General features: G+C 70.8%; 22 protein-coding genes and 2 tRNA genes. 8 read left to right on the forward strand and 16 right to left on the reverse strand.

Annotation, left to right across the window (positions count from 1 at the left end; all coding sequences use genetic code 11):
- A complete protein-coding gene (locus LQ940_RS16630) occupies nucleotides 1-1,356 on the reverse strand; it encodes an HNH endonuclease (protein ID WP_231242822.1) in 1,356 nt (451 codons plus the stop codon).
- A 93-nt stretch (nucleotides 1,357-1,449) separates the two neighbouring features.
- Between LQ940_RS16630 and LQ940_RS16635 the strand changes: the two genes are divergently transcribed.
- On the forward strand, nucleotides 1,450-2,499 hold the full coding sequence (locus tag LQ940_RS16635; protein ID WP_231365037.1) for an IS30 family transposase: 1,050 nt from the start codon (nucleotides 1,450-1,452) through the stop codon (nucleotides 2,497-2,499).
- A gap of 9 nt (nucleotides 2,500-2,508) precedes the next feature.
- Here LQ940_RS16635 and LQ940_RS16640 read toward each other — a convergent pair whose 3' ends face one another.
- Nucleotides 2,509-2,826 carry an SDR family oxidoreductase gene (locus tag LQ940_RS16640; protein ID WP_231245175.1) on the reverse strand — a complete coding sequence of 106 codons (318 nt, stop codon included), beginning with the start codon at nucleotides 2,824-2,826 and terminating at the stop codon, nucleotides 2,509-2,511.
- Between the two features lie 96 nt (nucleotides 2,827-2,922).
- Entirely contained in the window at nucleotides 2,923-3,999 is a 1,077-nt protein-coding gene (locus LQ940_RS16645) for an alkene reductase (protein ID WP_231245174.1), read from the reverse strand.
- Nucleotides 4,000-4,120: 121 nt separating this feature from the next.
- Here LQ940_RS16645 and LQ940_RS16650 point away from each other — a divergent pair, with 121 nt between their 5' ends.
- Nucleotides 4,121-4,582 (forward strand): MarR family winged helix-turn-helix transcriptional regulator, encoded by a 462-nt coding sequence (locus tag LQ940_RS16650; protein WP_231245173.1) that lies wholly within the window; start codon nucleotides 4,121-4,123, stop codon nucleotides 4,580-4,582.
- A gap of 97 nt (nucleotides 4,583-4,679) precedes the next feature.
- Here LQ940_RS16650 and LQ940_RS16655 read toward each other — a convergent pair whose 3' ends face one another.
- The gene (locus tag LQ940_RS16655) at nucleotides 4,680-5,372 is read right to left on the reverse strand and encodes a response regulator transcription factor (RefSeq protein ID WP_231245172.1); all 693 of its coding nucleotides are present in this window, start codon (nucleotides 5,370-5,372) and stop codon (nucleotides 4,680-4,682) included.
- A gap of 66 nt (nucleotides 5,373-5,438) precedes the next feature.
- On the opposite strand from LQ940_RS16655, the gene LQ940_RS16660 reads away from it, so the two are divergent.
- Nucleotides 5,439-6,203 (forward strand): PIG-L deacetylase family protein, encoded by a 765-nt coding sequence (locus LQ940_RS16660; RefSeq protein ID WP_231245171.1) that lies wholly within the window; start codon nucleotides 5,439-5,441, stop codon nucleotides 6,201-6,203.
- A 47-nt stretch (nucleotides 6,204-6,250) separates the two neighbouring features.
- On the opposite strand, the gene LQ940_RS16665 is transcribed toward LQ940_RS16660, so the two are convergent.
- From LQ940_RS16665 to LQ940_RS16675, 3 genes are read right to left on the reverse strand one after another with little or no spacing between them, the layout of a single operon-like run.
- Nucleotides 6,251-7,279: an adenosine deaminase gene (locus tag LQ940_RS16665; RefSeq protein WP_231245170.1), complete on the reverse strand. Its 1,029-nt coding sequence runs from the start codon at nucleotides 7,277-7,279 to the stop codon at nucleotides 6,251-6,253.
- Nucleotides 7,280-7,331: 52 nt separating this feature from the next.
- Nucleotides 7,332-8,069, reverse strand: coding sequence for a DsbA family protein (locus tag LQ940_RS16670; RefSeq protein WP_231245169.1), 738 nt, complete (start codon nucleotides 8,067-8,069; stop codon nucleotides 7,332-7,334).
- A 6-nt stretch (nucleotides 8,070-8,075) separates the two neighbouring features.
- Nucleotides 8,076-8,552, reverse strand: a complete 477-nt coding sequence (locus LQ940_RS16675; protein WP_231245168.1) for a MauE/DoxX family redox-associated membrane protein — start codon at nucleotides 8,550-8,552, stop codon at nucleotides 8,076-8,078.
- 88 nt (nucleotides 8,553-8,640) lie between these two features.
- On the opposite strand from LQ940_RS16675, the gene orn reads away from it, so the two are divergent.
- The 3 genes from orn to LQ940_RS16690 all read left to right on the forward strand — a co-directional run bounded on the left by orn (nucleotide 8,641) and on the right by LQ940_RS16690 (nucleotide 10,035).
- A complete protein-coding gene (gene orn, locus LQ940_RS16680) occupies nucleotides 8,641-9,276 on the forward strand; it encodes an oligoribonuclease (protein WP_269217215.1) in 636 nt (211 codons plus the stop codon).
- 58 nt (nucleotides 9,277-9,334) lie between these two features.
- A tRNA-His gene (locus LQ940_RS16685) sits at nucleotides 9,335-9,410 on the forward strand.
- A 145-nt stretch (nucleotides 9,411-9,555) separates the two neighbouring features.
- The gene (locus tag LQ940_RS16690; protein ID WP_231245167.1) at nucleotides 9,556-10,035 is read left to right on the forward strand and encodes a DUF5709 domain-containing protein; all 480 of its coding nucleotides are present in this window, start codon (nucleotides 9,556-9,558) and stop codon (nucleotides 10,033-10,035) included.
- Nucleotides 10,036-10,039: 4 nt separating this feature from the next.
- Here the strand turns inward: LQ940_RS16690 and LQ940_RS16695 are convergent, their stop codons facing one another.
- The 4 genes from LQ940_RS16695 to LQ940_RS16710 all read right to left on the reverse strand — a co-directional run bounded on the left by LQ940_RS16695 (nucleotide 10,040) and on the right by LQ940_RS16710 (nucleotide 16,616).
- Nucleotides 10,040-11,719, reverse strand: coding sequence for a hypothetical protein (locus LQ940_RS16695; RefSeq protein WP_231245166.1), 1,680 nt, complete (start codon nucleotides 11,717-11,719; stop codon nucleotides 10,040-10,042).
- A gap of 71 nt (nucleotides 11,720-11,790) precedes the next feature.
- Nucleotides 11,791-12,558 (reverse strand): hypothetical protein, encoded by a 768-nt coding sequence (locus tag LQ940_RS16700; RefSeq protein WP_231245165.1) that lies wholly within the window; start codon nucleotides 12,556-12,558, stop codon nucleotides 11,791-11,793.
- Nucleotides 12,555-14,510 carry a penicillin acylase family protein gene (locus tag LQ940_RS16705; protein WP_231245164.1) on the reverse strand — a complete coding sequence of 652 codons (1,956 nt, stop codon included), beginning with the start codon at nucleotides 14,508-14,510 and terminating at the stop codon, nucleotides 12,555-12,557. Before LQ940_RS16705 ends, LQ940_RS16700 begins: the two co-directional genes overlap by 4 nt.
- Before the next feature lie 27 nt (nucleotides 14,511-14,537).
- Nucleotides 14,538-16,616, reverse strand: a complete 2,079-nt coding sequence (locus LQ940_RS16710; protein ID WP_231245163.1) for an ATP-binding protein — start codon at nucleotides 16,614-16,616, stop codon at nucleotides 14,538-14,540.
- Nucleotides 16,617-16,706: 90 nt separating this feature from the next.
- Here LQ940_RS16710 and LQ940_RS16715 point away from each other — a divergent pair, with 90 nt between their 5' ends.
- A complete protein-coding gene (locus LQ940_RS16715; RefSeq protein ID WP_231245162.1) occupies nucleotides 16,707-18,278 on the forward strand; it encodes a phytoene desaturase family protein in 1,572 nt (523 codons plus the stop codon).
- Nucleotides 18,279-18,343: 65 nt separating this feature from the next.
- A tRNA-Lys gene (locus tag LQ940_RS16720) sits at nucleotides 18,344-18,419 on the forward strand.
- Between the two features lie 197 nt (nucleotides 18,420-18,616).
- Here LQ940_RS16720 and LQ940_RS21890 read toward each other — a convergent pair.
- The 5 genes from LQ940_RS21890 to LQ940_RS16740 all read right to left on the reverse strand — a co-directional run bounded on the left by LQ940_RS21890 (nucleotide 18,617) and on the right by LQ940_RS16740 (nucleotide 23,570).
- Complete coding sequence (locus tag LQ940_RS21890) at nucleotides 18,617-18,991, reverse strand: tyrosine-type recombinase/integrase (protein WP_442939773.1); 375 nt, start codon at nucleotides 18,989-18,991, stop codon at nucleotides 18,617-18,619.
- Nucleotides 18,988-19,584, reverse strand: coding sequence for a hypothetical protein (locus tag LQ940_RS16725; RefSeq protein ID WP_231245161.1), 597 nt, complete (start codon nucleotides 19,582-19,584; stop codon nucleotides 18,988-18,990). Before LQ940_RS16725 ends, LQ940_RS21890 begins: the two co-directional genes overlap by 4 nt.
- Nucleotides 19,585-20,373: 789 nt before the next feature.
- Nucleotides 20,374-20,796, reverse strand: coding sequence for an Ltp family lipoprotein (locus LQ940_RS21790; protein WP_269215172.1), 423 nt, complete (start codon nucleotides 20,794-20,796; stop codon nucleotides 20,374-20,376).
- 40 nt (nucleotides 20,797-20,836) lie between these two features.
- On the reverse strand, nucleotides 20,837-22,075 hold the full coding sequence (locus LQ940_RS16735; RefSeq protein ID WP_231245225.1) for an IS256 family transposase: 1,239 nt from the start codon (nucleotides 22,073-22,075) through the stop codon (nucleotides 20,837-20,839).
- Nucleotides 22,076-22,481: 406 nt separating this feature from the next.
- On the reverse strand, nucleotides 22,482-23,570 hold the full coding sequence (locus tag LQ940_RS16740) for an ABC transporter substrate-binding protein (protein ID WP_231365039.1): 1,089 nt from the start codon (nucleotides 23,568-23,570) through the stop codon (nucleotides 22,482-22,484).
- Between the last annotated feature and the right edge of the window lie 2 nt (nucleotides 23,571-23,572).

Here is a 23,572-nt window from a genome sequence, read left to right on the forward strand (position 1 = left end):
CTAGCCGGCAAGCGCGAGCCGGAGCTCCGGTGCCGGTCGGTAGATCTCCACGGTGATGACACGTGGCCTGGTCGGTGAGGCCCGGACCGGCAGGGGTGGCGCGTGAGAGTCATGGGTATGACCGGCCGGAGTCGTGATCTCGACGTGATGGCGCTGCGGCCACTCGCTCGTGGTGCGGTGTCGCCAGCCGGGCGACTCCTTCGCGTAGTTGCAGGCCTCGCACAGTCCTTGGCCGCCGTCGAACGTGGTCCGGCCGCCGCGCGCGCGAGCGGTGACGTGGTCGGCGTGGCGCACGGGGGCGTCGCACCACGGGGTGCGGCAGGTCTCACCGTCGCGCGCGAACAGCAGCCGGCGTAGAGCACGCGGGAACACGATCCCGCGGGAGTCCATCGCCACCAGGTGATGCTCGACAGGGTGCGCGAACAGGCGCCGCACCAGGACCCGGCCGTCGGCCTCGGCCAGGATCCGGCGGGCCGTCCCCGCGGGGATCGGGCCGTAGCCGACCAGGTGGGTCGGCGTGGTGTCGTCCTCGCCCAGCAGCATCTCGGCGTTCATCACGAGCTGGACCTCGACCGGCCGGGCGCCGGCGACCGCAGGAGCACAGAGACGAGCGACAAGCTCGTCGGCCATCACCTGGTCGCGGCTGCGCTCGTCGCCCATCGCACGACGCAGGTCGGCGTGCTCGCGCAGCGACTCGATGGCGGCCTGGGCATCCTCGGCGCCGACCTCCGCGGACAACCGGGCCATCGCGTCGGGCAGCCCGCGGGTCGTGACCCGGCGACGGACCCGGGCCCGTTCGGCGCGCTGCTCCGCGGCGCGCTCGTCGAGCTCCAGGACCATCCGCCGCGTGGCGACGGTGATCTCACGGACGCCCATCCCAGCCAGCTGCGGGCCCAGCGTCGCGTCCAGGACCGCTCGGTCGGCGCGGCACAGGTCGGCGCTCTCGCGGGCCACGATCTGGGCGCGGTACTCGTCGATGTCGCCTCGCGCCAGGGCGGCGAGGGTCTCGGGGAGGTCGTGGACCAGCGCCAACGCCAGGACCGTGTGCTCGCGTCCCCGAGCCGGTGACTCGAGCCGGGCGAGGGCCACCTCGTGTCCCACCCCGCGTCCCCGCCGAGCCGCAGGCCAACCCATCTCGGCCTCACGGCGCACCCGACGCGCGTGCAGCTCCGCCGTCAGCCTCGCCTGAGCGGCCGCGGCAGCGCGGGCCTGACGCTCCCACGCCTCGAGCTCCTTCACGAGGTCGGCGTCGTCGAGGCCCACGACGTCGATGTCCATGGCATCAATGTCGGGGTCGACGCCGGGGTCGACCCAAGACGCGGCGGACCGCGTCTCCTGGGTCGACGATACGAACATGTGTTCGATTATACTCCAACGCTCGAAGGTGTCAAGGCTGGCGATCTCAATCGGTTGTTGCACTTCTGCCTGAGTGAGTGGAGGTTGCAGCGCATGCCTGGAGCACGGTTGACAGTGGAGCAGCGTCGGACGATTGAGCGGTGTTATCGCATTGGGCTGTCGCAGGGTCAGATCGCGTCGATCATCGGGAAGTCGGCCTCGACGGTGAGCAGAGAGCTGGCGCGGAGTTTCTCCTCGCCAGGTTCTCGCTCACCAAGGGCCCGCACGGCTCCTGATGCGGGTCGTGGCTACCTCCGCTCGTACAACGCTGAGCGGGCTCAGGCCGTTGCGGCCCTGCGTGCTCGTAGGCCCAAGGCGCGACGGCTGGATCATCCGCCGTTGCGGGAGAAGGTCTGGGAGCTGCTACGCGCTGACTGGTCGCCGGAGCAGATCGCAGCCATGCTGCCGGTGTTGTTCCCCCACGACCAGGACATGCGTGTGAGTCACGAGACGATCTACCAGTCCTTGTTCATCCAGACCAAGGGCGAGCTGAAACGTGAGCTGACCGCGCACCTGCGCAGTCGCCGCACGCGGCGCAAGACTCAGACCGGCGGCGCCAAGCGCGTCACGTTGGGCATCACCGACGACCTCATGATTCGGGCCCGGCCCGCTGAGGTAGAGGATCGGGCTGTGCCCGGTCACTGGGAGGGTGACCTGCTGCTGGGTGGCACCGGCAAGGGGACGGTCATGACCCTGGTCGAGCGCTCGAGTCGATTCGTGCTCCTCGCACCGATGCCGGGACGTCACACGGCGGATCTGGCGCGCATGAGTCTGGCCGAGATGATCGCGACCCTGCCCCTGAGCCTGCGCCGCTCGATCACCTGGGACCGGGGTAGCGAGATGGCCCAGCATGCGAGGTTCAAGGTCGAGACCGGTTTGCCGATCTACTTCTGTGATCCCCAGTCGCCGTGGCAACGCGGTACGAACGAGAACACCAATGGCCTGCTCCGCCAGTACTGGCCCAAGGGAGCAGACCTGAGTCACCTCACGATGGCTGAGTGTGACGACGTCGCCTTGCGACTCAACACCCGCCCGCGCAAGACCCTCGACTGGCAGACTCCCGGACAAGCCCTCGATCGAGGACTCATTGCAACAGCCCTTTGAGATCGCCGCTCAGTTCATGAACATCCCGCCGTCCACGTTGAGCGTCTGCCCGGTGATGAAGTCGGCCTCCGGCGAGGCGAGGAAGAGCACGGGCCCGACCAGGTCGGCAGCGTGCTGGTCGCGCTTGAGCGCACGACCGCTGCGCTGCGACTCGATCAGCTCGGGGGCGAAGCTCTCGACGACCGGGCCGGTCAACGTGAGCCCCGGGGTGATCAGGTTGACGGTGATGGCGTCCTCCCCCACCTCCCGGGCCAGGCTCCGGGTGAACCACACGAGACCGGCCTTGGCCGAGACGTAGTGCACCTGGCCGGGCACTCCGGGGAACATCGACGCCGAGCGAAGCTCACGATCCGGCCCCAGCCCCGCCTCCGGCTCCGGTGACGAGGACCGTCCGGCCGGTGCTGTGATCGTCGTTCATGGTGGTCATCGGATCCGCGAGAGGGCGGGGTAGTCGGTGTAGCCGCGCTCGTCGCCGCCATAGGCCTTGCTCAGGTCGGGCTGGGCCAAGGGCGCGCCGCTGGCCAGGCGCTCGGGCAGGTCGGGGTTGGCGATGAAGAGCTGACCGAACGACACCAGGTCGGCCGCGCCCTCGTCGATCAGGGCGAGCTGCTCGGGGCCCGTGTGCGAGCCGGGGGTGGCGGGGTTCAGCATCAGCACCCCGTCCCAGGCCGCGCGCAGCACCGGCGTGAGCTCGGGCGCCTCCGTCTCCAGCAGGTGCAGGTAGGCCAGGCCGAGGCCGTTGAGGGCGTCGACGACGAGCGGGTACGTCGCCTCGTAGTCGTCCTCGACGAGGTCGCCCAGCGGGTTGGCCGGCGAGATGCGCAGCGCGGTGCGTCCGGCGCCGATCGCATCGGCGACGGCTCGGGTCGCCTCGACCATCAGCCTCACCCGGCGCTCGGGTGGGCCGCCCCACTCGTCGTCGCGCCGGTTGGCGTTCGTGGAGAGGAACTGGTGCAGCAGGTAGCCGTTGGCTCCATGCAGCTCGACCCCGTCGAAGCCCGCCTCGACGGCGTTCTCGGCGGCGCGGGCGAAGTCGGCGATGGTCTCGCGCACCTGCTCGCCGGTCAGCGGCTCGGGCACGACGTGGTCCTGAGGCCCCTCCGCGGTGAAGATCTGTCCCGCAGCCTTCACCGGGGAGGCACCGACGGGCGTCACCGGCTCGGCGTAGTTGCTGGGGTGCCCGATCCGGCCGGTGTGCATGAGCTGGGCGAAAATCACGCCACCACGCTCGTGCACGGCGTCGGTGACCCGGCGCCAGCCGGCGACCTGCGCGTGTGAGTGCAGACCCGGGGTGTTCGGGTAGCCCTGGCCGATGGCGCTGGGCTGGATCCCCTCGGTGACGATCAGGCCGGCGCCGGCGCGTTGGGCGTAGTACTCGGCCATGAGCGGGGTCGGACTGAACCCCTCGCCGTAGGCGCGGCTGCGGGTCATCGGCGACATCGCGATCCGGTTCTTCGCCTCGACGGCGCCGACCGTGAGTGGGGTGAATGCCGTGGACATGTGTCCTCCTGTGGGTAGTTGTTACTTAGCCGAACAACTATCTCGCGCCCACTGTTCCCGCGGCTATGCTCAGGAGGTGCCACACGGGTCAGACAGGACAGATATTCCGACCGAGCCGACGGTGGCCAGCGTCGGGGAGGTCAGCCACGCGATCTTCCGGGTCGCCCGCGTCCACAAGAGCTTGGCCGGGCAACTGCTGCGGGAGACGGGTCTCTACCCCGGCCAGGAGCTGGTGATGATGCGACTGTGGGACGAAGGCCCGCAGCGCCAGGTGGACCTGGTGCGCACGCTGGACTCCGACGCCCCCACGATGGCGCGCACGCTGCGCCGGCTGGAGCGAGCGGGATTCGTACGGCGCTCCCCCAGCCCCACGGACGGCCGCGCCGTCATCATTGAGGCCACGCGCGCGAGCCTGCCGCTGCGGGCGGCGGTGACGCGCATCTGGGCCGAGCTGGAGGCGCTGACCGTCGGCACCATGGGCCGTGGCCAGCGAGACCGGGCGCTGGCGGTGCTCGCGCAGCTGGAGGCAAACCTGACGGCCGCCGAGGAGCGTCAGGCCAGCGACACCAGCACGTCGCAGTAGACCGGGAGCATGAGGGCCGCGGCCACGCCGACCGCCCGGCCGTCGAGGTCGTCGCCGTCGGAGAGGGGGCGCACGCTCACCATCGCGCCGGGGCTGGTCAGTTCGACGCCCGGGTCACGTCATTCGCGGCGGGGTCGATGACCCGCAGCCGGTCGGGCGAGAGCCCGTGGGTCATCCCCCACGCGACGGCCTGCGAGCGCCGGCTCACGTCGATCTTGCGGTACGCCGTGCGGATGTAGGTCTTGACCGAGTTGATGCTCAGGTAGGAGCGGTCGGCGATCTCCTGGTTGGAGAGACCCTGCGCGATGAGCGCGAGCACCTCGCCCTCGCGCACGCTCAGCCCGTGCTCCTTGCCGGGCCACCGACCGGGCGGGTGGACGGCCACCGGCGCCGGCCCGGGCCGCACCAGCTCGCCGCCGGCCACGGCCTCCACCGCCCGCACGAGCTCCTCGGCCGAGAACGACTTGGACACGTAGCCGTGGGCGCCCTGGGCCAGGGAGCGGTCGACCAGCTCGGGCTGGGTGTTCCAGCTGTAGACGAGGACCTTGGCGTCGCCTCCGCGCACCAGGTCCTGGAGGTCGACGCCGTCGCCCTGCACCTGCCCGAACGTGTCGTAGAGGATCACGTCCACGTCACTGACCACCGGCAGACCGGTGTCCATCTCCACCACGAGGACCCGGTCCACGTAGGGACGCAGCATCGCGGCCACCCCGGCGACGACCACCTCGTAGTCGTTGACGATCGCGATCCTGATCTGCGCCGCCCGGATCTGGGCCGCCGACTGCTCCATGCGCCGCATGGTATTTCACCCACGGGGAGGAAGCGTCATTTGGCGCGCAACTCCTAGGTTGGCCCAGTGCGGGCCCCCACGACCTCCGCGGAGTGGCGCTCCCACGAGCACTACGCCCAGGTCCCCGAGCTGGAGCTGTCCAGCTTCCGGCGGCTGGTCGTCGTCTCGGCCCACCCGGACGACGAGAGCCTGGGCGCCGGTGGCCTGATCGCGACGGCCTACGCGCGCGGCATCCCCGTGTACGTCGTGCTCCTCACCGCCGGCGAGGCCTCGCAGTCCTCGCCGTCCCCGGTTCACACCCGGCACGCGCTGGCCACCATGCGGCTGGCGGAGATGGAGAACGCGCTGGCCCGGCTCGCCCCCGACAGCCCGCTGGTCTTCCTCGGGGCGCCCGACGGCGGGGTCGCCGCCTCGGAGGTGCAGGTCACCGCGTCGCTGACCGAGCTGCTCGGCGACGCCTCCGCGACCCTGGTGGCCGCCCCCTGGCGGCGTGATGGCCACCCGGACCACGACGCCGCCGGCCGGGCTGCCGCCGCGGCGGCGGCGGCCTCCGGCGCGACGCTGGTGGAGTACCCCGTGCAGTTCTGGAGCCAGGGACTCCCCGCGGCCGCTCCCTGGGACGAGATGGTGCGCCTCACGCTGACCCCCGAGGCACGCGACGCCAAGGCCGCCGCCATCCAGTGCCACGCCAGCCAGGTCGGCAGGCTGCCCCACCGCGCCGAGCGCGGCCCCACGCTGACCGGGCGGGTGCTGGCGCACTTCGCCGGCGGACACGAGCACTTCGTGGCGACACGCCCCGAGGTCCCCGGTCCGCTCACCGCGCCGCGATAGAACGGAGCAGGCCCCGCACTGTATGAGAGTGCGGGGCCTCATTACTGCTACCGGGGGCTGCTCACCCGGGGGGCGGCGACGTACTCCTCGATCTCGGCGAGCACCCGCTCGCGCACGTCGTCGGGCGCGAACGACACCTCGACCGCTGTGCGCGCGAGGTCGGCGACGCCCCGGTCGTCGAGGCCCAGCAGGTCGGCGACGATCTCGTACTCGCGGTTGAGCGTGGTGTTGAACATCGGCGGGTCGTCGGAGCCGATGGTCACGACGACGCCGGCGTCCACGAAGGCCTTCAGGGGGTGCTCCCCCAGGCTCGCCACGGCGCGGGTGGCGAGGTTGGACGACGGGCAGACCTCGAGCGGGATCCGGTGCTCGGCCAGATGCGCCAGCAGCGCCGGGTCGGCCGCCGCGGAGGTCCCGTGCCCGATCCGCTCGGCGCCGAGCAGCCTCAGGGCGTCCCAGACGGTCTCCGGGCCGGTCGTCTCGCCGGCGTGGGGCACCGAGTGCAGGCCGGCGGCGCGGGCGGCGGTGAAGTGCGGCTCGAACTGCGGCCGCGGCACCCCGATCTCGGGACCGCCGAGGCCGAATGCGACGAGCCCGTCCGGGCGGTGGTCCAGCGCGTAGCGCAGCGTGGCGTCGGCGGCCGGCAGCCCGGACTCGCCGGGGATGTCGTAGATCCAGCGCAGCACCAGCCCGAAGTCGCGCTCGGCCGCCAGCCGGGCGTCCTCGATGGCCTCGGTGTAGGCCTCGATCGGGATCCCGGCCGCCACCGACGTGTACGGCGTGCAGGTGAGCTCGGCGTAGCGCAGCGACTGACCCTCCGCCATCTCCCGGGCGACCTCGTAGGTGAGGTAGCGCAGGTCCTCCTGCGTCCGGATCAGCCCGACCACGGCGAGGTAAACCTCGATGAAGTGCGCGAAGTCGCGGAACTCGAAGAAGGCGCGCAGCGCGTCCGGGTCGGAGGGCACCGTGCCCGGGTGCCGCTCGGCGAGCCCGCTGACGATGCGCGGCGAGGCGGAGCCGACGTGGTGGACGTGCAGCTCCGCCTTGGGCAGCCGCGCGATGAAGTCGTGGGTCATCCCGCGATGCTGCCAGCCGAGCCACCCGACCGACCACCCGGCGCCACCGAGGTCACTCGAGCTCGGCGACCAGGTTCTCGGTCATCTCCTCGATCGTGCGACCGTCCTGGAAGACCTCGCCGTCGAGCAGGATGATCGGGGTGCTGTTGACGCCCGCGTCCCCGGCGGCCTTCGTGGCACCGTCCACCCACTCCTGCTTCTCGAGGCCCTCGATGCCCGCCTTGACGGCGTCCTCGTCGGCGCCGGCCTCGACGGCCTTCTCGAGCAGCCAGTCGCTGCCCGGCAGTCCGCTGGACTCGGAGGGCTGGTCCTCGAAGACCAGGTCGTGGAACTTCTTGGCCACCTCGGGGCCGGACTCCTCGAGCAGCACCGCGAACGCGTTGGCGGCCCCGATGGAGTACTCGTTGTCGAGCAGGTTGAACGGCCGGTACTCGACCTGCACCTTCCCGGCCTCGGCCAGCCGGTTCAGGTCCTCGCCGGACTCCCGCTCGAGCTGGCCGCAGTAGCTGCACAGGAAGTCCTCGTAGATCACGACCTCGTGCGGCGCGTCGGCGTCGCCGATCGTGAGACCCCACTCGCTGGCGCCGGCGGGCGCGGCGTCGATGTCGTCGGAGGAGTCCCGCGAGGCGTTGATGAAGAAGAGCACGCCCACGATGAGCGCCATCGCGACGACCACCGCGCCGACGACCATGATGTTGCGCCGGCGCTCGGCCGCCTGCTGCTGGCGCAGCAACGCCGCCGCGCGCTCCTGGCGGGCCTGCGACTTGACGGTCTTCGTGGACTTGGACACGGGGTATCAGCCTCCTACAGCGGACATCGTCGTACGGCGAAACAGCACGGAGTCCAGCGCGAGGCGCGAGCGCCTCAGCCAGACCAGGTAGCAGGACGCGAGGAGCAGGGCGGAGTCACGCGCGATCTCCCACGGGTAGTTGGAGCGCGCATCGGGGTCGTAGCCGCCGCCACCGAAGCAACCGCAGTCGATCTCCATGCCGCGCGCCCACGCCGAGGCGATGCCGACGATGAACGCCACGAACAGCAGGGCCGAGACGACCGCGGCGCCGCGGGTCAGCACCCCGAGCACCAGCGCGATCCCGACCACGACCTCCAGCGGCGGCAGCAGGTAGCCGACGGCCTCCGCCAGCGAGGACGGCAGCAGCTCGTAGGCCCGCACCGCCTGCACGCTCGCGTAGGGGTCGGGCAGCTTGACGGCGCCGGCGTAGATCCAGACCCCGCCGGTGACCAGTCGCGCACCCAATCCGAGCCATTCCTTCACCCCTCGAGGCTAGGCCGTCACCCTGAGTCGAGACTGAGAGGCGAAGGTCCCGACTGCGCGGGACCTCCTGCGGTCTAGGGTTGGTGGTGTGAACGACCGACTGGTGTGGATCGACTGCGAGATGACCGGGCTCGACCTGAGGGCGGACGCGCTGATCGAGGTCGCGGCCCTGGTCACCGACTTCGACCTCAACGTGCTCGGCGAGGGCATCGACCTCATCGTCAAGCCGCCCTCCGAGGCGCTGGACCAGATGATCGACTTCGTGCGCGACATGCACGAGAAGTCCGGCCTGCTCGAGGAGCTGGACGGCGGCATCTCGCTGGCCGAGGCCGAGGAGCAGGTGCTCGCCTACATCCGCGATCACTGCCCCGACGGCAGCCGTCCGCCGCTGGCCGGCAACACCGTCTCCACCGACCGGCTGTTCCTCTCGCGCGACATGCCGGACCTCGACGCGTTCCTGCACTACCGGATCGTCGACGTCTCCTCGATCAAGGAGCTGGCGCGGCGGTGGTTCCCCAAGGCGTACTTCGGCGCGCCAGCCAAGCGCGGCAACCACCGGGCGCTGGCCGACATCCAGGAGAGCATCGAGGAGCTGCGCTACTACCGCGAGGCCGTCTTCGTCCCCTCCCCCGGTCCCGACGCCGCCACGCTGCGCCCGATCGCGGAGCGCCACGGGGGCTCGCTCACCGGAATCGCCGAGCCCGATTCCAGCCCCGGGGCCTGATCCGTCTACACTCCTCTCTGATCCCGGGAGTGCTCCTCGCACGACCAGGATCGACCTGGTGGGTATAGCTCAGCTGGTAGAGCGCCGCCTTGTGGTGGCGGATGTCGCGGGTTCAAGTCCCGTTACTCACCCCAGGTGCCCCATGGCACACCGCGAGCCCCTGACCTGCACGACACGGTCAGGGGCTCGCTGCATCCGGGCCCCAGGGCTCGGCCGGCGCGTAGCCCGACGACCACGTGGGTAACGGGATGGGGCATCCGCATCGACGAAGGAGACCTCATGACCGAGAACGGTGACACCGGGATCGACGCCGCAGAGCCGTCGGGCGAGAACGAGAACTACCACGGCTACAGCGTCGACGACGAGGACCAGCCGCAGGGCGAAGGGGACAGCCTGGTCGACGACCGCGGACTCGTCGAGCCGCTCGACGAGGGCTACAGCCCGCCCGAGAAGTGGTCGGCCGCCCAGGGCTACGGCAACACCCCGCTCGAGGAGAGCCTCGGCGAGACCCTCGACCAGCGGGTCGCGCAGGAGGTGCCCGAGCCGGACCCCTACGAGCAGGCCGAGCTCGAAGGCTCCGACCTCGACCGCGACGCCACGGACGACACCGTCGGGGAGGCCCGTGCCGGGCGGCTGGTGGCCCCCGACGAGGGCGCGCACGAGGACCGCGAGCCCGCCGCGGTCGCCGACGACGTCGGGATCGACGGCGCCGGCGCCAGCGCGGAGGAGGCCGCGATCCACGTCATCGAGGAGCCCTGAGCGCTCAGCGGGGCAGCGGCTTGAACTGGTGCCCGTAGGTCGTCCGGTCGGCGCGCATGACGATCAGGTCGCCGTGCGTGCCGTAGCCGAGCAGCTCCTCGTTCAGCTGGGTGCCGTTGAAGGTCACCATCAGCCAGCGGGTGCGGTTGTTGCGCAGGGGCACCGGGATCACCATCGGCCACGGGATGTTGGTCGGGTGAGGCGCGTCCAGGCGTCCCACCTGCCTCATCGTGAGGTCGTAGACCGGGTATTGCCCGCGGATCGCGGCCGGTGAGGCGTCGCCGTTGCTGGCGAGCACGTACCACCGCTCGCCGAACTTCTGCAGCACCGTCCCCTCGGTCTCGACCTTGTCGTCGTCCGCGCCGACCAGCCGCAGGTCGGTGAAGTCCTCCCCCGGACCGCTGCGGGCCAGGGCGGGATAGAAGTTGAAGAACGCGCGCGCGTTGACGAAGGCGACGTACCAGCGCCGCCCGATCCGGGTCAGATGCGGGTCCCACTGGCCGACCGCGGCCGAGGGCAGCTGGGCCACCGGCAGCGGCAGCTTGCGCGTGCGCAGGACGTGCACGCCGCGCAGGGGGCTGCGGCGCTCCGGCAGGGTCACGTAGTTGACCTGCACGCTCTCGCCGGTGAAGTCGCCCCACGTGCTGTTGGCGATGATCCACCGGTCCGACCGGTCGTCGAACACGATGTGGCCGGCGTGGTCGCCCAGCACCGTGCGCTCACCGTCGCGCTGGAAGAACAGGTTGGCGACCTGCGTGAGCTCGAAGGTCCGCACGTCCATCGTCCAGACACCCCAGTGGGCCGTCTCGAAGAAGCCCAGCCCGGCCTGCGTGAACGTCAGGTAGGCCTTGCCGTCCTTGAGGTACGGCGTCCCGTCGGCGCGGGTCACGAGGTGCGGGTCGCGCAGCCCGAGCTGGCCGAAGTAGCCGGCGGTGACTCCGTCGAGGACGACCGTGCCCGACGGCGCGCGGACGCCGAAGCCGTTGCGCCACTGCGCGAGCGCCGCCGGCCGGCGCAGGTCCACGATGCCCGTCAGGTTGCCCTTCGCCAGCGGACGGAAGCCAGAGCCGTCGTCGACCAGCGCGACCACGGTCGTGCTGGTCAGGCCGAAGCCGAGCTGGAAGGGCCGTTGCAGGCTCGCCTCGGCCGTGGCCAGGGTCTGGACCTCCCCGCCGACGGACACGTCGAGGCCCACGCTGCCGGCGGCCTGGTCGTACCACGCGACCACGTAGTTGTCGGCGTCCTTGACCAGGCCGCTCATCACCGTGCCCTGCGAGGTCCCCCCGCGCGCCACGTCCACCACGACGGCGGCGTACGGCGCGACCTGGCGGGTCGTGGAGCGGAACAGCGTGAAGAACGAGGTGCCCGTGACCTTGAGGTGCCCGCCTTGGAGCCGCACCCGGCCGGGTCGGCCGGTGGGCGAGAGCCGCTCGTAGCGCTGGCTCCGGTCCTCGAAGCGGTCGCGCAGCTGCTCGAAGCCGCGGGCGACCAGGTCGACCGGGCGCTGCCGGCGCACGACGGAGAAGTCGAGGCTCCAGGGCGTCGGCCCGCGCCCCGGTGCGGTGGCGGCATCCGCCGACGACGCGGCTGCGGCGACCGCGAGGCTGGAGATGCCGGCGGTCTTGAGGATCGCGCGGCGGTCGAGCGCCGGGCTCGCGAGGGGACTGGTCGTGCCGTGGTCCATCGGTGCCTCCGAACAGGTGATGGGTGAGACCTACGTCACATGGTTCCCCATTTGTCCTCGGAGCACGCCCGTCAGGCGCTGCCGGTCAACAGCGTCACCGTATGACTCGTCAGGTGGTGCTCGCGGTGCTCGGGGCTGAGGCCCACCAGGGTCGCGAGGCGCCCGGCCAGGAGCCACGGCTCGTCCAGCGCGAGCGCCGGGACGATGATCTGCCCCTCGGGGAACCGGGGCTCCAGCGGCAGCAGGAGGCGGCGGCGGCGCACGCTCAGGCTGGGGGCCGGCGAGCGGGTGAGGATCCGCACGGCGGGGCGGGAGGGGAGGGTGACGTCTACGTCGACGTCCTCCACGTCCGCCCAGTCGACGGCCGACTCGCTGCCCCAGGAGCGCACCCGGATCCGATGGGCGTCGAAGGTCAGTTGACCGCCCGTGGCCGCCGCCCGCACCAGGTCGGGGATCGCGGCGGCGAAGAGCAGTCCGCATCCGACGGCGACGACCCTGACCAGCGCTTCCTCCTCCCGCGCGGCGCTGACAGCGAAGAGCGCGGCCATGACCAGCGTGAAGCCGGCTGCCGCCAGCGGGAACGCTCGCCGCATCCTGACGGTGACGACGCCGCCGTGGCACGCGATGCGACGGCGGGCGTTGCGGCCGGCCCCGCTCAGGGCGAGGAACAGGAACCCGGCCGCGCCGGCCACCGCCGCGAGCCACCACACAAGCCACCACCCGGACTCGGCCGCGGCGAGGAGCAGCAGCGCCGCGCCGACGAGGAGCAGCACTGACAGGGCCGCGAACACCGGGTTGGCCTCGGCGCGGCCGAGGAACCCGCTGGCGCGTGCGGTCACGGCTCCTCCGTCAGTCGGGCCCAGTCGGTGACGACGGGCGCAAGCCGGCCGTCGGCCCAGAGCGCCAGCTGGTCGTGGTGGTGCGCGTCGCGGGGGTCGCCGGAGGCACCGAGCGGCACCACCCAGGCGCTCGCCTCCCGGTCGGCCAGGTCCCAGACGTAGCGCGCGACGGACCCGCGGAAGGCCTCGTCGGTGATGCCCGGCAGCGAGCCCGTGCAGCGCACGCAGTCGCTGTCGCCGCTCACCGGCAGCGCCGGCAGCGGCGGCGGCACCAGCCCGTGGGCCTCGAACGCGTGCACAGGCGTCGCCACGTGTGTCTCGCCCCAGGTGGCGTCGACGCCGGCGGTCTCGGCGAGCGCCTCGCGGGCGTGCCGCGCCAGGTCGATCCCGTACGGCGTGCCGTGCGCCACCAGGCTCGGCAGCGCCAGCGCGATCCGGGCGGTGACGTCCAGCCAGGACCGGAGGACCGGGTCGTGGCGCGACTCGTGCAGCGGCGTGAACACGGGCTCGGCGGCGATCCGCCGCACGAGCGCGGAGCGCCAGGCGGCGAACGCACCCGCCTCGCGTGAGTCGGCGCGCATGTCGCCGTCCCAGCCGTCGAAGGCGCCGGGCACCAGGGTGCGCAGGATCGCGACGGTCGCGAGCCGCGAGTCGTCGTGGATGGCCGCGAAGTCCTCGGGGCCGAGCCCGTCGCGCCCCGTCAGCAGCGCGCGGATGCGCTCGGCGCGGTAGGGCGGCACGAACACCGTCCCGACGGCGTCGCTCTCCGGGCCGCGGCGCTCGTTGGCGGTCACCACCTGGCCGTCGACGGGGACGTCGACGCGGTTGGTCTCGGCGAGCCAGCCGTCCCACTCCGTGTCCGGCCCCGGCGCCACCACGCCGCGGCGGTTGCCGTCGTCTCGCAGCGGCACGCGCCCGGCGATGCGGTAGCGCACGACACCGGCCCGATCCGCGATCACCACGTTGTTGACCGGCTCGACCCAGTGGTCGAGGGCCCGGTCCACGTCGTCGACGGTGCGGGCGCGCAGCAGGGGCAGGATCGCGTCGAAGCCCAGGTCGCCGAGCACCCCGGACGCCGTGCGCAGGCTGAGCCCGTCCTCGAAGACCGGGCCCCGCGGCGTCACGACGACCTCGACCTCGACCGGCTCGCCGTCGCGCACGGACACGGTCTCGGTCCACCGCTCCACGACGTCGTACGGCGTCGGCTCGGCGTAGACGTCCTGGTAGTCGGCACAGGCGTTGGTGATCGCCCAGGCGACGTCCCCGGCATGGCCGAAGTGGGGCACCCCCGGCACTCCGGGGAACGCCAGCCCGACGACGTCGAAGGGGTCGTCGGGGTCCTCACAGGCCAGGCGCACCTGCTGGTAGATCCCCGGCGCCTCGATGACGCGATGCGGATCGCCGCCGATCAGCGGCAGGCCGGACCGGGTGCGGGCGCCCCCCACGGCCCAGGCGTTGCTGCCGCTGCTCTGCGGCCCCTCGTGCGAGAGCAGCGCCGCGTCCGGGCCCAGTGCGTCGCGGGCGGCCTGGGCCCACAGCTTGCCGCCGAGGTTGGCGAAGAGCAGGTGCTGGGCGAGGAAGACCGCCAGCGGGGTCCACTCCTCCCAAGGCTCCGGCGCCAGGCCCAGCACCTCCAGCTCGTGCACGTCGGTGCGCAGCCCGGCGTTGACGCCGTCGACGTACGCCGCGAGGAACGCCCGGGTCTCCTGGTTCAGCGCCGCGTGGGCACGCCGGGCCGTGTGCGCGAGGAGGGTGCGGCGCGCGAGCCGGTCCCACCCGACCGCGCTGCTCCCGAAGACCTCGGCGGTCGTGCCGCTCGCGCGCCGGCGCAGCCACTCGAGCTGCCAGGTCCGGTCCCGCGCGGTGATCTCCCCCTGGCCGCGGGCCAGGTCCTGGACCGTCTGCGCCCGGACATGCGGTACGCCGTACGCGTCACGGTAGAAGCGAGCCATGGTGCGGTGACCCTAACCCCCAGCCGCCTAGACGACGATCGGCAACCGAACCCGGAAGACCGTGCCCTCGCCGGCCTGGGACGTGAACGAGACGGCACCGCCGTGCTTCTCGACGATGGCCCGGGTGATCGACAGCCCGAGGCCGCTGCCCGGGATGGCCTGCTTCTGGGCCAGGGTGGAGCGGAAGAAGCGGTCGAACAGCTGCGCCTGCTCCTGCTCCGGCACGCCGATCCCGGTGTCGGTGACGACCAGGTCGGCGTGGTCCCCTGCCGTGCTCAGGTCGACGTCGACGGACCCGCCGCCGGGCGTGAACTTCACCGCGTTGCTGACCAGGTTCAGGGCCACCCGCTCGATCATGTCGCGGTCCCCCAGCAGCGGCACCGGCTCGTCGGGGAGCCGCAGCGACACCTGCAGCCCGCGCTCCTCCCACGACGGCGAGACGACGACGTAGGCCGCCTGGACGGCCTCTCGGAGGTCGAAGACGCGGTCAACGTAGTCGAAGCCGTCGTTGTCGACGCGCGAGAGCGTCAGCAGGTCGTCGATGAGGCCGAGCAGCCGATGGGTGTTGGAGGAGACCCGGCGCACCGCGTTGCGCTGGTCGTCGCTCAGCGGCCCGAACGCGTCCTCGCCCAGCATCTCGAGGTAGCCCAGGATGCTGGTCATGGGAGTCCGCAGCTCGTGGCTGACGCTCGAGACGAATGCGTCCTTGGCGGTGTCGACCTCGCGCAGCCGCTCCACCGCCTGCCGCTCGACCTCGAGCGCCTCCTCGAGGGCGCGCTGCGCCTCCAGCTGGTCGGTGGCGTCCTCGGAGGTGCTGACGTAGCCCGTCGTCCGACCCTTGTCGTCGGTCAGGCGCGAGAGCGTCATCGCGTGGGTGCGCTCCACGCCGTCCTTGCGCCGGAAGCGGATCAGGGTGCCGGCCGCCCCCGACTTGGTCAGCTCCCGCACGACATCGACGACGTCGTCGCGCACGCCGAACTCGCGGGCCTTGTCCCGGATGGCGGCCCGGGTGTGGAACATCGTGGAGTGCTGGCCCAGCACCTCGGAGCGCTCGTAGCCCAGCAGTCGCTGGGCGCCCGGGTTGTAGAGAGTGATCCGCCCGGCCTCGTCGGAGCCGACGATCGCGACTCCGGTGGCGCCGTCGACGATCCGCTGCACGATGTCTCGCTCGGCCTTGGCCTCCCGGGCCGAGGCGATCTGGTCGCCGACCCGGATCATCAGGGGCACCACGATCGTCGCGCACACGATGGCGAACGCCGCGAGCATCAGTCCGCGGGCGTCCACCGACATCCCGTAGCGCTCGGGGACGTCGGCGAACGGGCCGGTGCCTGCGGTGGTCATGACGATGGCGAACGCCAGCACCGCGACCATCTGCGCGAGCGCCTCGCGAGGACTCAGCCGCAGGGCGCCCCAGGCCAGCACCGGCACCGCCAGGAACACCAGCGAGGGGTAGTCGTCGGGCAGGAAGACCGCCGGCGTCACGGTGACGATGGTCAGCCACTGGAAGATGCGCTCCCCAGGCGACGCGATCGACTCCTGGTTGGGCAGCCGGCAGAAGAAGGGGATGAGCGCCAGGTTCGAGGCGACGTGGGCCGTGGCGATCGACGCCGCGACCAGGCCCGGGTCGCCCCAGTCGGTGACCACCGCGGTGAGGAACCCGGCGACCGCCACCACCGCCCCACCCGCCGCCACGGAGTAGAAGTAGCGCCGCAGGTCGGCGTCCGAGCGCAGGTGCGGTCGCGGGTCGCGCCCGTCGCTGAAGAGCCGAGACACGATCCAGGCCTCCAGCGCGCTGCCCAGCGCGAAGCCCAGGGAGACGCCGAAGGGCCGGCCGTTGTCGCTCACCAGCGAGGGCAGCCAGACCGTGCCGAGGGCGACGGTGAAGATGGCGACCAGCAGCAGGCCGGTGAGACGCCGGCGCGCCAGCAGCAGGGCACCCGTCGCCAGGCCGGCCGGCCAGATGCCGGTCACCCGGCCACCCTCGGGGGCCCCCCACACCGCGACCAGCCCGGCGACCGCCATGAGCAGCACCACGGCCGCGACGCGCACAGTCCAGGACTTCGGCACCTGGTCCCACCCCTCCCAGGCGAACTCACCCGAGAGCATCTTCCAGCACCGTAGTGCCTCCCCGCCGGGAAATCGCCAATGCCCACCAGCGCTGCTGAGTCGCCGGCCACCGTGTCGTAGGTTTTCCCGATGGACTCCCGGGAGCACAGGTACGACGTCGTCGTCGTCGGAGGCGGACACAACGGCCTGGTCTCAGCCGCCTACCTGGCACGTGCGGGACTGTCGGTGCTGGTGCTCGAGCGGCTGGACCAGACCGGCGGCGCCGCCGTCTCCGCCGAGGCGTTCTCTGGCCACCGGACCCGGCTGTCGCGCTACTCCTACCTGGTCTCCCTGCTGCCCGAGCAGGTCATCGACGACCTCGGGCTCGACCTGAGGCTGGTGTCGCGCGAGACCGCGTCGTACACGCCGGTGCTGCGCGACGGCACTCCCGGAGGCCTGCTCGTCGAGCACGACGAGGGCGAGGCCACGCGGCGCTCGTTCCTCGAGCTCACCGGCTCCGAGGACGAGTACGCCGCCTGGCGGGAGTTCTACGCCGACGTGGCCGAGCTCGCGCACGTGGTCGCCCCCACCCTGCTGCAGCCCCTGCCCACCGAGGGCGATGTGCGGGACCGGGTCGACCCCGGCATCTGGCGCGACCTGGTGACCACGCCGATCGGCGCGACCATCGAGTCCCGCTTCGCCGACGACACGGTGCGGGGCGTGGTCGGCACGGACGCGCTGATCGGCACCTTCGCCTCGCTGCACGACCCCTCGCTGGTCCAGAACCGCTGCTTCCTCTACCACCTGATCGGCAACGGGACCGGTGAGTGGCGGGTCCCGGTCGGCGGCATGGGCGCGGTCACAGGCGAGCTGCACCGGGTCGCCGTCGAGGCCGGCGCCGAGATCCTCACCGGCGCGGGCGTCAGTGCCATCAGCCCGTACGACGGCGGCGCCGACGTTACCTGGCACGACGGCGCGACGAGCCACACGGTCAGCGCCCGGTTCGTGCTCGCCAACGTGGCGCCTTGGGTGCTGCGGATCCTGCTGGGTGAGCCCGCCGACGAGGCCAACAAGCCCGAGGGCGCCCAGCTCAAGGTCAACTTCCTGCTCGACCGCCTCCCCCGGCTTCGCTCCGGCATGGACCCCGCGGTCGCCTTCGCCGGCACGCTGCATCTCGGCGAGGACCTCACCCGGCTGGAGTCGGCGTACGCCGAGGCGGCGCGCGGGCAGATGCCCGGCTCGCTGCCCGGCGAGGTCTACTGCCACTCCCTCACCGACCCCTCCATCCTCGGTGACGAGGCCCCGGGCACCCACACGCTCACCTACTTCGGGCTGCACACCCCGGCCTCGCTGTTCGACGCCGACCCCGAGGCGGTCAAGGCGCTGGCCGTCCGCCGGGCGATCGCCTCCCTCGACGAGCACCTCGAGGAGCCGATCGAGCAGTGCGTCGCCCGCGACGCCGACGGCGCTCTGTGCATCGAGGCGAAGATCCCCCAGGACGTCGAGCGCGACCTGGCCATGCCCGGAGGCCACATCTTCCACGGCGACCTCGACTGGCCCTGGGCCTCCAGCCGCGCCCGCATGGAGACCCCCGCCCAGCAGTGGGGTGTCCAGACCGACCACGACTCGGTCCTGCTCTGCGGCTCCGGCGCCCGCCGCGGCGGCGCGGTGTCGGGGCTCGGCGGGCACAACGCCGCCCAGGCCGTGCTCGCCATGCTCTGAGCCGACAACCCCTCTCGATTTTTCCCGCGGTCCCGCCGCTGGTAATGTCAGCGTCGCTTCACCGCGCGGCATTAGCTCAATTGGCAGAGCAGCTGACTCTTAATCAGCGGGTTCGGGGTTCGAGTCCCTGATGCCGTACCACCATCACCGCAGGTCGCAGGCCCTACCCCCTCGCCGGGGGTGGGGCCCTTTGTCCTCTCCGGGCCGCCCGATGCTCACGGATTGCTCACGCGGCCGTTGTGGGATCAGCGCGTCGGCTGCGTCGGCCGCTTGCCGACCGACGTTTTCCAACAGATGCGAGTACGTGTCTGCGGTGATCGCGAGCGAGCTGTGATCAATCACCTCGACACGACCGCGATGTCGACGCCGGCTGGAAGCAGAAGCGACGCTCGCCCGTGGCGCAGATCGTGCACGCGGATACGCCGGAGCCCCGCGTCTTCCACGATCTCTGCGAACCGCTTCGTCACACCGTCCGGCGCGAGCGGGTTCTCGTCCTCTCTAGCGAGCACGAGGTCGTGGTCGAGGTATGCCGTCCCCAGGTCGCCCGCTCCGCGTCCTGAGCGAACCGGTGCGCGATAACACAGACCCCGATGCTTCGAGCGAATGGCCGGCGTCCGTGGCGGACCACCGGCCGTCAGCGCATCGGTCCGCCGCGGGAGTGGAACCCGCGGCACGAGACCCCGGCGAACATCCTTCCTCGCCGGGGGTCTCACCCGTTCGGCGTGCGCCCGATCTCTCGACGCAACGTGTGGAGCTCCTTCGCGCCGTCGGCGCGTTGCTGCTCATCGAGGTAGTCAGCGCGGTTCGAGTACACGACACTCTGCCGCGGGTGGACCAGGTTGCCGAACTGGAGGTCGAAGGCCAGCAGGCACGTCCAGCCCTCTCGATGGGACGTCCGCGCTTCCACCATCACCCGGTACGCGCGCGGCTCAGGCACCACACCCGGAAGGGTGCCGACGAACTCCGGGATGAACTCGTGCACGCTCCGGCCGGAGATGCTGAACGGCCGCGGCGCGTCTTCGACGTCGTCGCCGCGCAACTCGAGTGTCTTGCGCGTACAGTCCCAATCGAGCGTCTCTCCGTGCTCGGTGAATCTCATCCTCAGCGCGAGAACAACCACGGCGGCCGCCCCAGTGTTGTGAAGCGCGAGCGGCAGTCGGATCCCCGATACGTCGCTACTCACGGAGGCCGCGTACGCCCCTGGCTCGTACGTGACAAGCGGGCCTGATCGAGCGTGGAGCCACCAGAAGGACCCGACGGTGAAGCAGAGCGCCATAGCAGAGACCGCGAGAGCTACGTAGACCATGCGCCCATCGTGGCGGTTTGCGCGCACTCGTGGAGCGCTCAGTCCGCACAAGCTGCCCGAAGGGGATGCCAGTGCGCAGGACCAGATGCTCACAGCTTGCTCACGGATGCTCCAAGAGGTGCCAGCCGCGAGCAACCTCAGTTGACACGACCCCGCGCGCCGAACCGCTCTGACCTGCGGAAACATCACGCATCGGCATCGCCCGACACCTGGTCGACCGGACTCTTAATCACCGGGTTCGGGGTTGGAGTCCCTGATGCCGTACCGCCACACCCCTATCCACTGACCGGCAGGGGGCGCTTCGCCGGGCAACTTCCCGCCGGCTCTGCGCCCCCACCCACACGCGGCGACTTCCTGCTCGAGCTGTTGACGAACCGCACGCACTGTCTGGGCAGGAGCGGCCACGCCCCTCGTAGTTCTCCTTACGCAGCAGGACATCCTGGCAATGCCGCGCAACCCCAGCGTGATCTCGACGATGAGGGCGGCCCCCAGTCCGTACATGAGGCCCTTGGTACTCGTGCAGCGCAGGCTCCAACCGCAGGATGCCCAAGCACCTACCAGTTCGGTGGCACGCTCCCCGTCGTATGCACCTTCGTACGCCTAGTGCTCTGCAACTGGCCTGCCACCAGGTCCGGCGAGCGGGCCGGCAAGTCAATCGCGCCCGCGCCGGCGAAGCTCGCATTCCTGGGCTGGTCCGCGTGGTCTAGACCCCGCGACGAGCTCCTAATGACCCTGGGTGCGCTCGATGGAGACGGTGCCACCACCGGCGCCCTTGTGGCTTCCCTGTCTCTAGAGACCGACTTGCGTCGCGCCGTACTCGGCCTGTTCCTGGGTGTAGCCCTCGAACTTGAGCTGCTGGATCAGGCCGTCTCGTGAGAATGAGCTCATGTCGAGATAGGTCTGGGCGGAGGCGGCGGCCTGCTTCTTCCAGTTGGCCTTCTGGGCGTCGACACCGTACTCGGCGTCCTTCTGTGAGAAGCCCTCGAACTTGAGTTGCTTGATCAACCCGTCACGCGAGAAGGCGCTCGTATCGAGATAAGTTTCCGCGCTCTCGCGCGCGTTCTCTTGGGCGGTGGTCTCCTTGGGGCCGTCACTCTTCTTGCCCTTGGCTGCGCCTTGCTTCTTGTCCTTGTTGTTCGCCTCGCTCCGGTCTGCTGCTGTGGTGCCTTCGTCTTCGGGTATCTCGCAGGCGGTGGCAGTAAGCGAAGACAGAGCCCCGCGGGGTGGTGGGCTTTGAGGTGATCCTCAGTGCCTACACGTCGCTGCTCTCGATGGCGGCGACGGAGTCAGTATCGCTGGTGTCGTAGAGCTTGGCCATAGACCCCTCGGACAGGTAGCGGCGGTCGCCGGCGATCCACTCGTCGTGCATGTCGATCAGCACCGCCCCGACAAGGCGGATGACCGCGGCGGCGTTGGGGAAGATGCCCACGACCCGGGAGCGGCGCTTGATCTCCTTGTTGACCCGCTCGAGGGGGTTGGTGGACCAGATCTTGCGCCAGTGCTCGCGCGGGAACGCAGTGAACGCGAGCACCTCGGCCTTCGCGTCGTCCATCAGGGGCCCGAGCTTGGGAAACCGGGCGGCGAGCTCGTCGCGGGTCTTGTCCCACGCCGCGTGGACGTCCTCGGCGGTGGGTTGGGCAAAGATCATCCGGAACGCAGTCGCCACCAGCTCGGCCTGGCCCTTGGGCACGTGCGCGAGCAGGTTGCGGGCGAAGTGGACCCGACACCTCTGGTGCGCGACACCCTGGAAGGCCCGCTTCAACGCCTTGACCAGGCCGGAGTGCTGGTCGCTGATCACCAGCCGCACCCCGGCCAGGCCGCGTTGCTTGAGGCTGAGCAGGAAGCTGCGCCAGAAGATCTCGTCCTCGCTGTCACCGACGTCCAGGCCGAGGATCTCTCGCTCGCCGGTCGCGGTGACGCCAGTGGCGACGATGACGGCCATCGACACGACCTGGCCGCCCTTGCCCGGGGCGTTGCGGACGTGGAGGTAGGTCGCATCCAGGTAGATGTAGGGGAACTCGACGTGATCCAGAGTCCGGGTGCGGAACGCGCCGACGGTCTCGTCCAGGCCGGCGCAGATCCGCGAGACCTCGGACTTGCTGATCCCGGCCCCGCCCATCGCTTCGACCAGGTCGTCGACGCTGCGGGTGCTGATGCCGTGGACGTAGGCCTCCATCACCACCGCGTACAACGCTTGGTCGATGCGGCGGCGGGGCTCGAGGATGATCGGGAAGAACGACCCCTTGCGCAGCTTCGGGATCCGCAGCTCGACGTCGCCGGCCTTGGTGGTCAGCATCCGCGGCCGGTGGCCGTTGCGCTCAGTGACGCGGCCATCGGTGCGCTCATACGGTGCGGCACCGATCCGTTCGGCGGCTTCGAGCTCAATCAACTCCTGAAGCGCGACCCGGACCGAGTCGCGGACCAGATCGGCGCCATCACCGGCACGGAACGCCTCGAGGAGTTCGGACAGGGCAGACTGTGGCAAGGCCATCGGTGGCTCTCCTTCAATGTGTCTCTTGGTCGATACACACCGAAGATCCCGCCGATGGCCGTCTACGTCTTCACGCCTCGCCGCCAGCCCTCAAACCCCACCACTCCCCGGGACTCTCCTTAAGCGAAAGAGCGAAGGCGAGCACGAGCACGCCTAATGCCTTCTTCATTGCTGGTCCGATCTGGTGTCCGTTGTTTTCCGGATGCAATCACGGAGCACTGGCTCGCGTCTCACGATTGCGTCAGGTGGCGGTCACCGCGACGCATCGACGATGGCGTTCTCTGGGGCCGGGATGATTGCCGATGACCAGGTCGTTTGCGTGTCCGACGTGGGCGAAATGCAGGAAGGGCCGGCGGGATCCGCCGGCCCTTCCTCGTTCAGCTGGTGTGCGTGGTGGTGCGGAGCCTCAGCCCTTCAGCTCGGCGCGGTCGAAGTCGTTGTAGGCCTCGACGTAGTCGTTCGTGTAGGCATCGGCCGCGTCGACCTTGCTCTCGGTGAGGCCGCCGTCGACGGCGACCTGGGTCCAGAGCTCGACGGCCTCTTCCTCGTAGGAGCCCCACTTGTCGTAGGTGTTCGGGTCACCCTGGTACTTGTTCGGGAACCCGGCCTCGAGGATCTTCGCGAGCTTCTCCGCGTCGTTCTCGCCGGTCTTGGTCGCGGGGTACTGCTCCCACGTCGCCTCGACGGTCTCGACCGGGTTGTTGATCATGTGCAGCGTGGAGCGGGCCCAGGCGCGCCCGAAGCCCTCGATGATCTCCTGGTTGTCCTCGGCCCACTTGCGGTCGACGACGAAGCCGGTGGAGAAGAGGTTCTCGGTGCTCTCGGGCTTGATGTACTCCAGCTCGACGCCCAGGCTCTCCATCTCCGCGTAGGCGGCGGTCCACAGCATCAGCACGTCGATCCGCCCGCGCTGCAGGGCGTCCAGCGCGGGGGCGCCGACGCCGACCGACTCGTAGGTGACGTCCGACTCGGGGTCGATGCCGGCGAAGTCCAGCGCCAGGTCGGAGGTCGTCTTCGCGCCCGACTGCAGGCTGGAGACGCCGATCGTCTTGCCCTCCAGGTCCTCGACCGAGTCGATGTCGCTGTCCGGCAGCACGGCGTAGTACTGGATCGAGGTGCGGGTCGAGTTGTAGACCATGACGACGTCCTGGCCCTTGTCGCGCGCCGCCAGGGCGGCGTCGGGGTTGGTGGAGCCGATGTCGATGTTGCCGGCGGACAGCGCCTGAAGGACGCCGCTGCTGTCCTTGACGAACTGGGCCTCGATCTTGATGCCCTCGTCCTCGAAGTAGCCCTCGACCTCGGCCAGCGCGAGGTTGCCGTAGCCCATCTCCATCGCGGGCAGCGGCACGCCGAGCGTCACCTTGGTCAGGCCCGAGTCGTCCTCGTCGTCGGAGCCGCAGGCGGCCAGCGAGACGGAGGCAGCCAGTGCCAGCACGGTCAGCAGCGTCCGCGAACGTCGCAGACCTCCGCGCCTCGTGGTTGTCTTGTCGAGCATGG

Source organism: Nocardioides sp. cx-173 (assembly GCF_021117365.1).
Taxonomy (GTDB): domain Bacteria; phylum Actinomycetota; class Actinomycetes; order Propionibacteriales; family Nocardioidaceae; genus Nocardioides.

What these genes read in the sequence shown, in the direction of transcription:
- LQ940_RS16715 (WP_231245162.1), top strand. Translation starts at nt 16,707, where the DNA reads ATGGACTCCCGGGAGCACAGGTACGACGTCGTCGTCGTCGGAGGCGGA.
- LQ940_RS16640 (WP_231245175.1), bottom strand. Translation starts at nt 2,826, where the DNA reads ATGTTCCCCGGAGTGCCCGGCCAGGTGCACTACGTCTCGGCCAAGGCC.
- LQ940_RS16735 (WP_231245225.1), bottom strand. Translation starts at nt 22,075, where the DNA reads ATGGCCTTGCCACAGTCTGCCCTGTCCGAACTCCTCGAGGCGTTCCGT.
- LQ940_RS16705 (WP_231245164.1), bottom strand. Translation starts at nt 14,510, where the DNA reads ATGGCTCGCTTCTACCGTGACGCGTACGGCGTACCGCATGTCCGGGCG.
- LQ940_RS16665 (WP_231245170.1), bottom strand. Translation starts at nt 7,279, where the DNA reads ATGACCCACGACTTCATCGCGCGGCTGCCCAAGGCGGAGCTGCACGTC.
- LQ940_RS16630 (WP_231242822.1), bottom strand. Translation starts at nt 1,356, where the DNA reads ATGTTCGTATCGTCGACCCAGGAGACGCGGTCCGCCGCGTCTTGGGTC.
- LQ940_RS16655 (WP_231245172.1), bottom strand. Translation starts at nt 5,372, where the DNA reads ATGGAGCAGTCGGCGGCCCAGATCCGGGCGGCGCAGATCAGGATCGCG.
- LQ940_RS16695 (WP_231245166.1), bottom strand. Translation starts at nt 11,719, where the DNA reads ATGGACCACGGCACGACCAGTCCCCTCGCGAGCCCGGCGCTCGACCGC.
- LQ940_RS16725 (WP_231245161.1), bottom strand. Translation starts at nt 19,584, where the DNA reads ATGGTCTACGTAGCTCTCGCGGTCTCTGCTATGGCGCTCTGCTTCACC.
- LQ940_RS16740 (WP_231365039.1), bottom strand. Translation starts at nt 23,570, where the DNA reads ATGCTCGACAAGACAACCACGAGGCGCGGAGGTCTGCGACGTTCGCGG.
- LQ940_RS16690 (WP_231245167.1), top strand. Translation starts at nt 9,556, where the DNA reads ATGACCGAGAACGGTGACACCGGGATCGACGCCGCAGAGCCGTCGGGC.
- LQ940_RS16710 (WP_231245163.1), bottom strand. Translation starts at nt 16,616, where the DNA reads ATGCTCTCGGGTGAGTTCGCCTGGGAGGGGTGGGACCAGGTGCCGAAG.
- LQ940_RS16645 (WP_231245174.1), bottom strand. Translation starts at nt 3,999, where the DNA reads ATGTCCACGGCATTCACCCCACTCACGGTCGGCGCCGTCGAGGCGAAG.
- LQ940_RS16635 (WP_231365037.1), top strand. Translation starts at nt 1,450, where the DNA reads ATGCCTGGAGCACGGTTGACAGTGGAGCAGCGTCGGACGATTGAGCGG.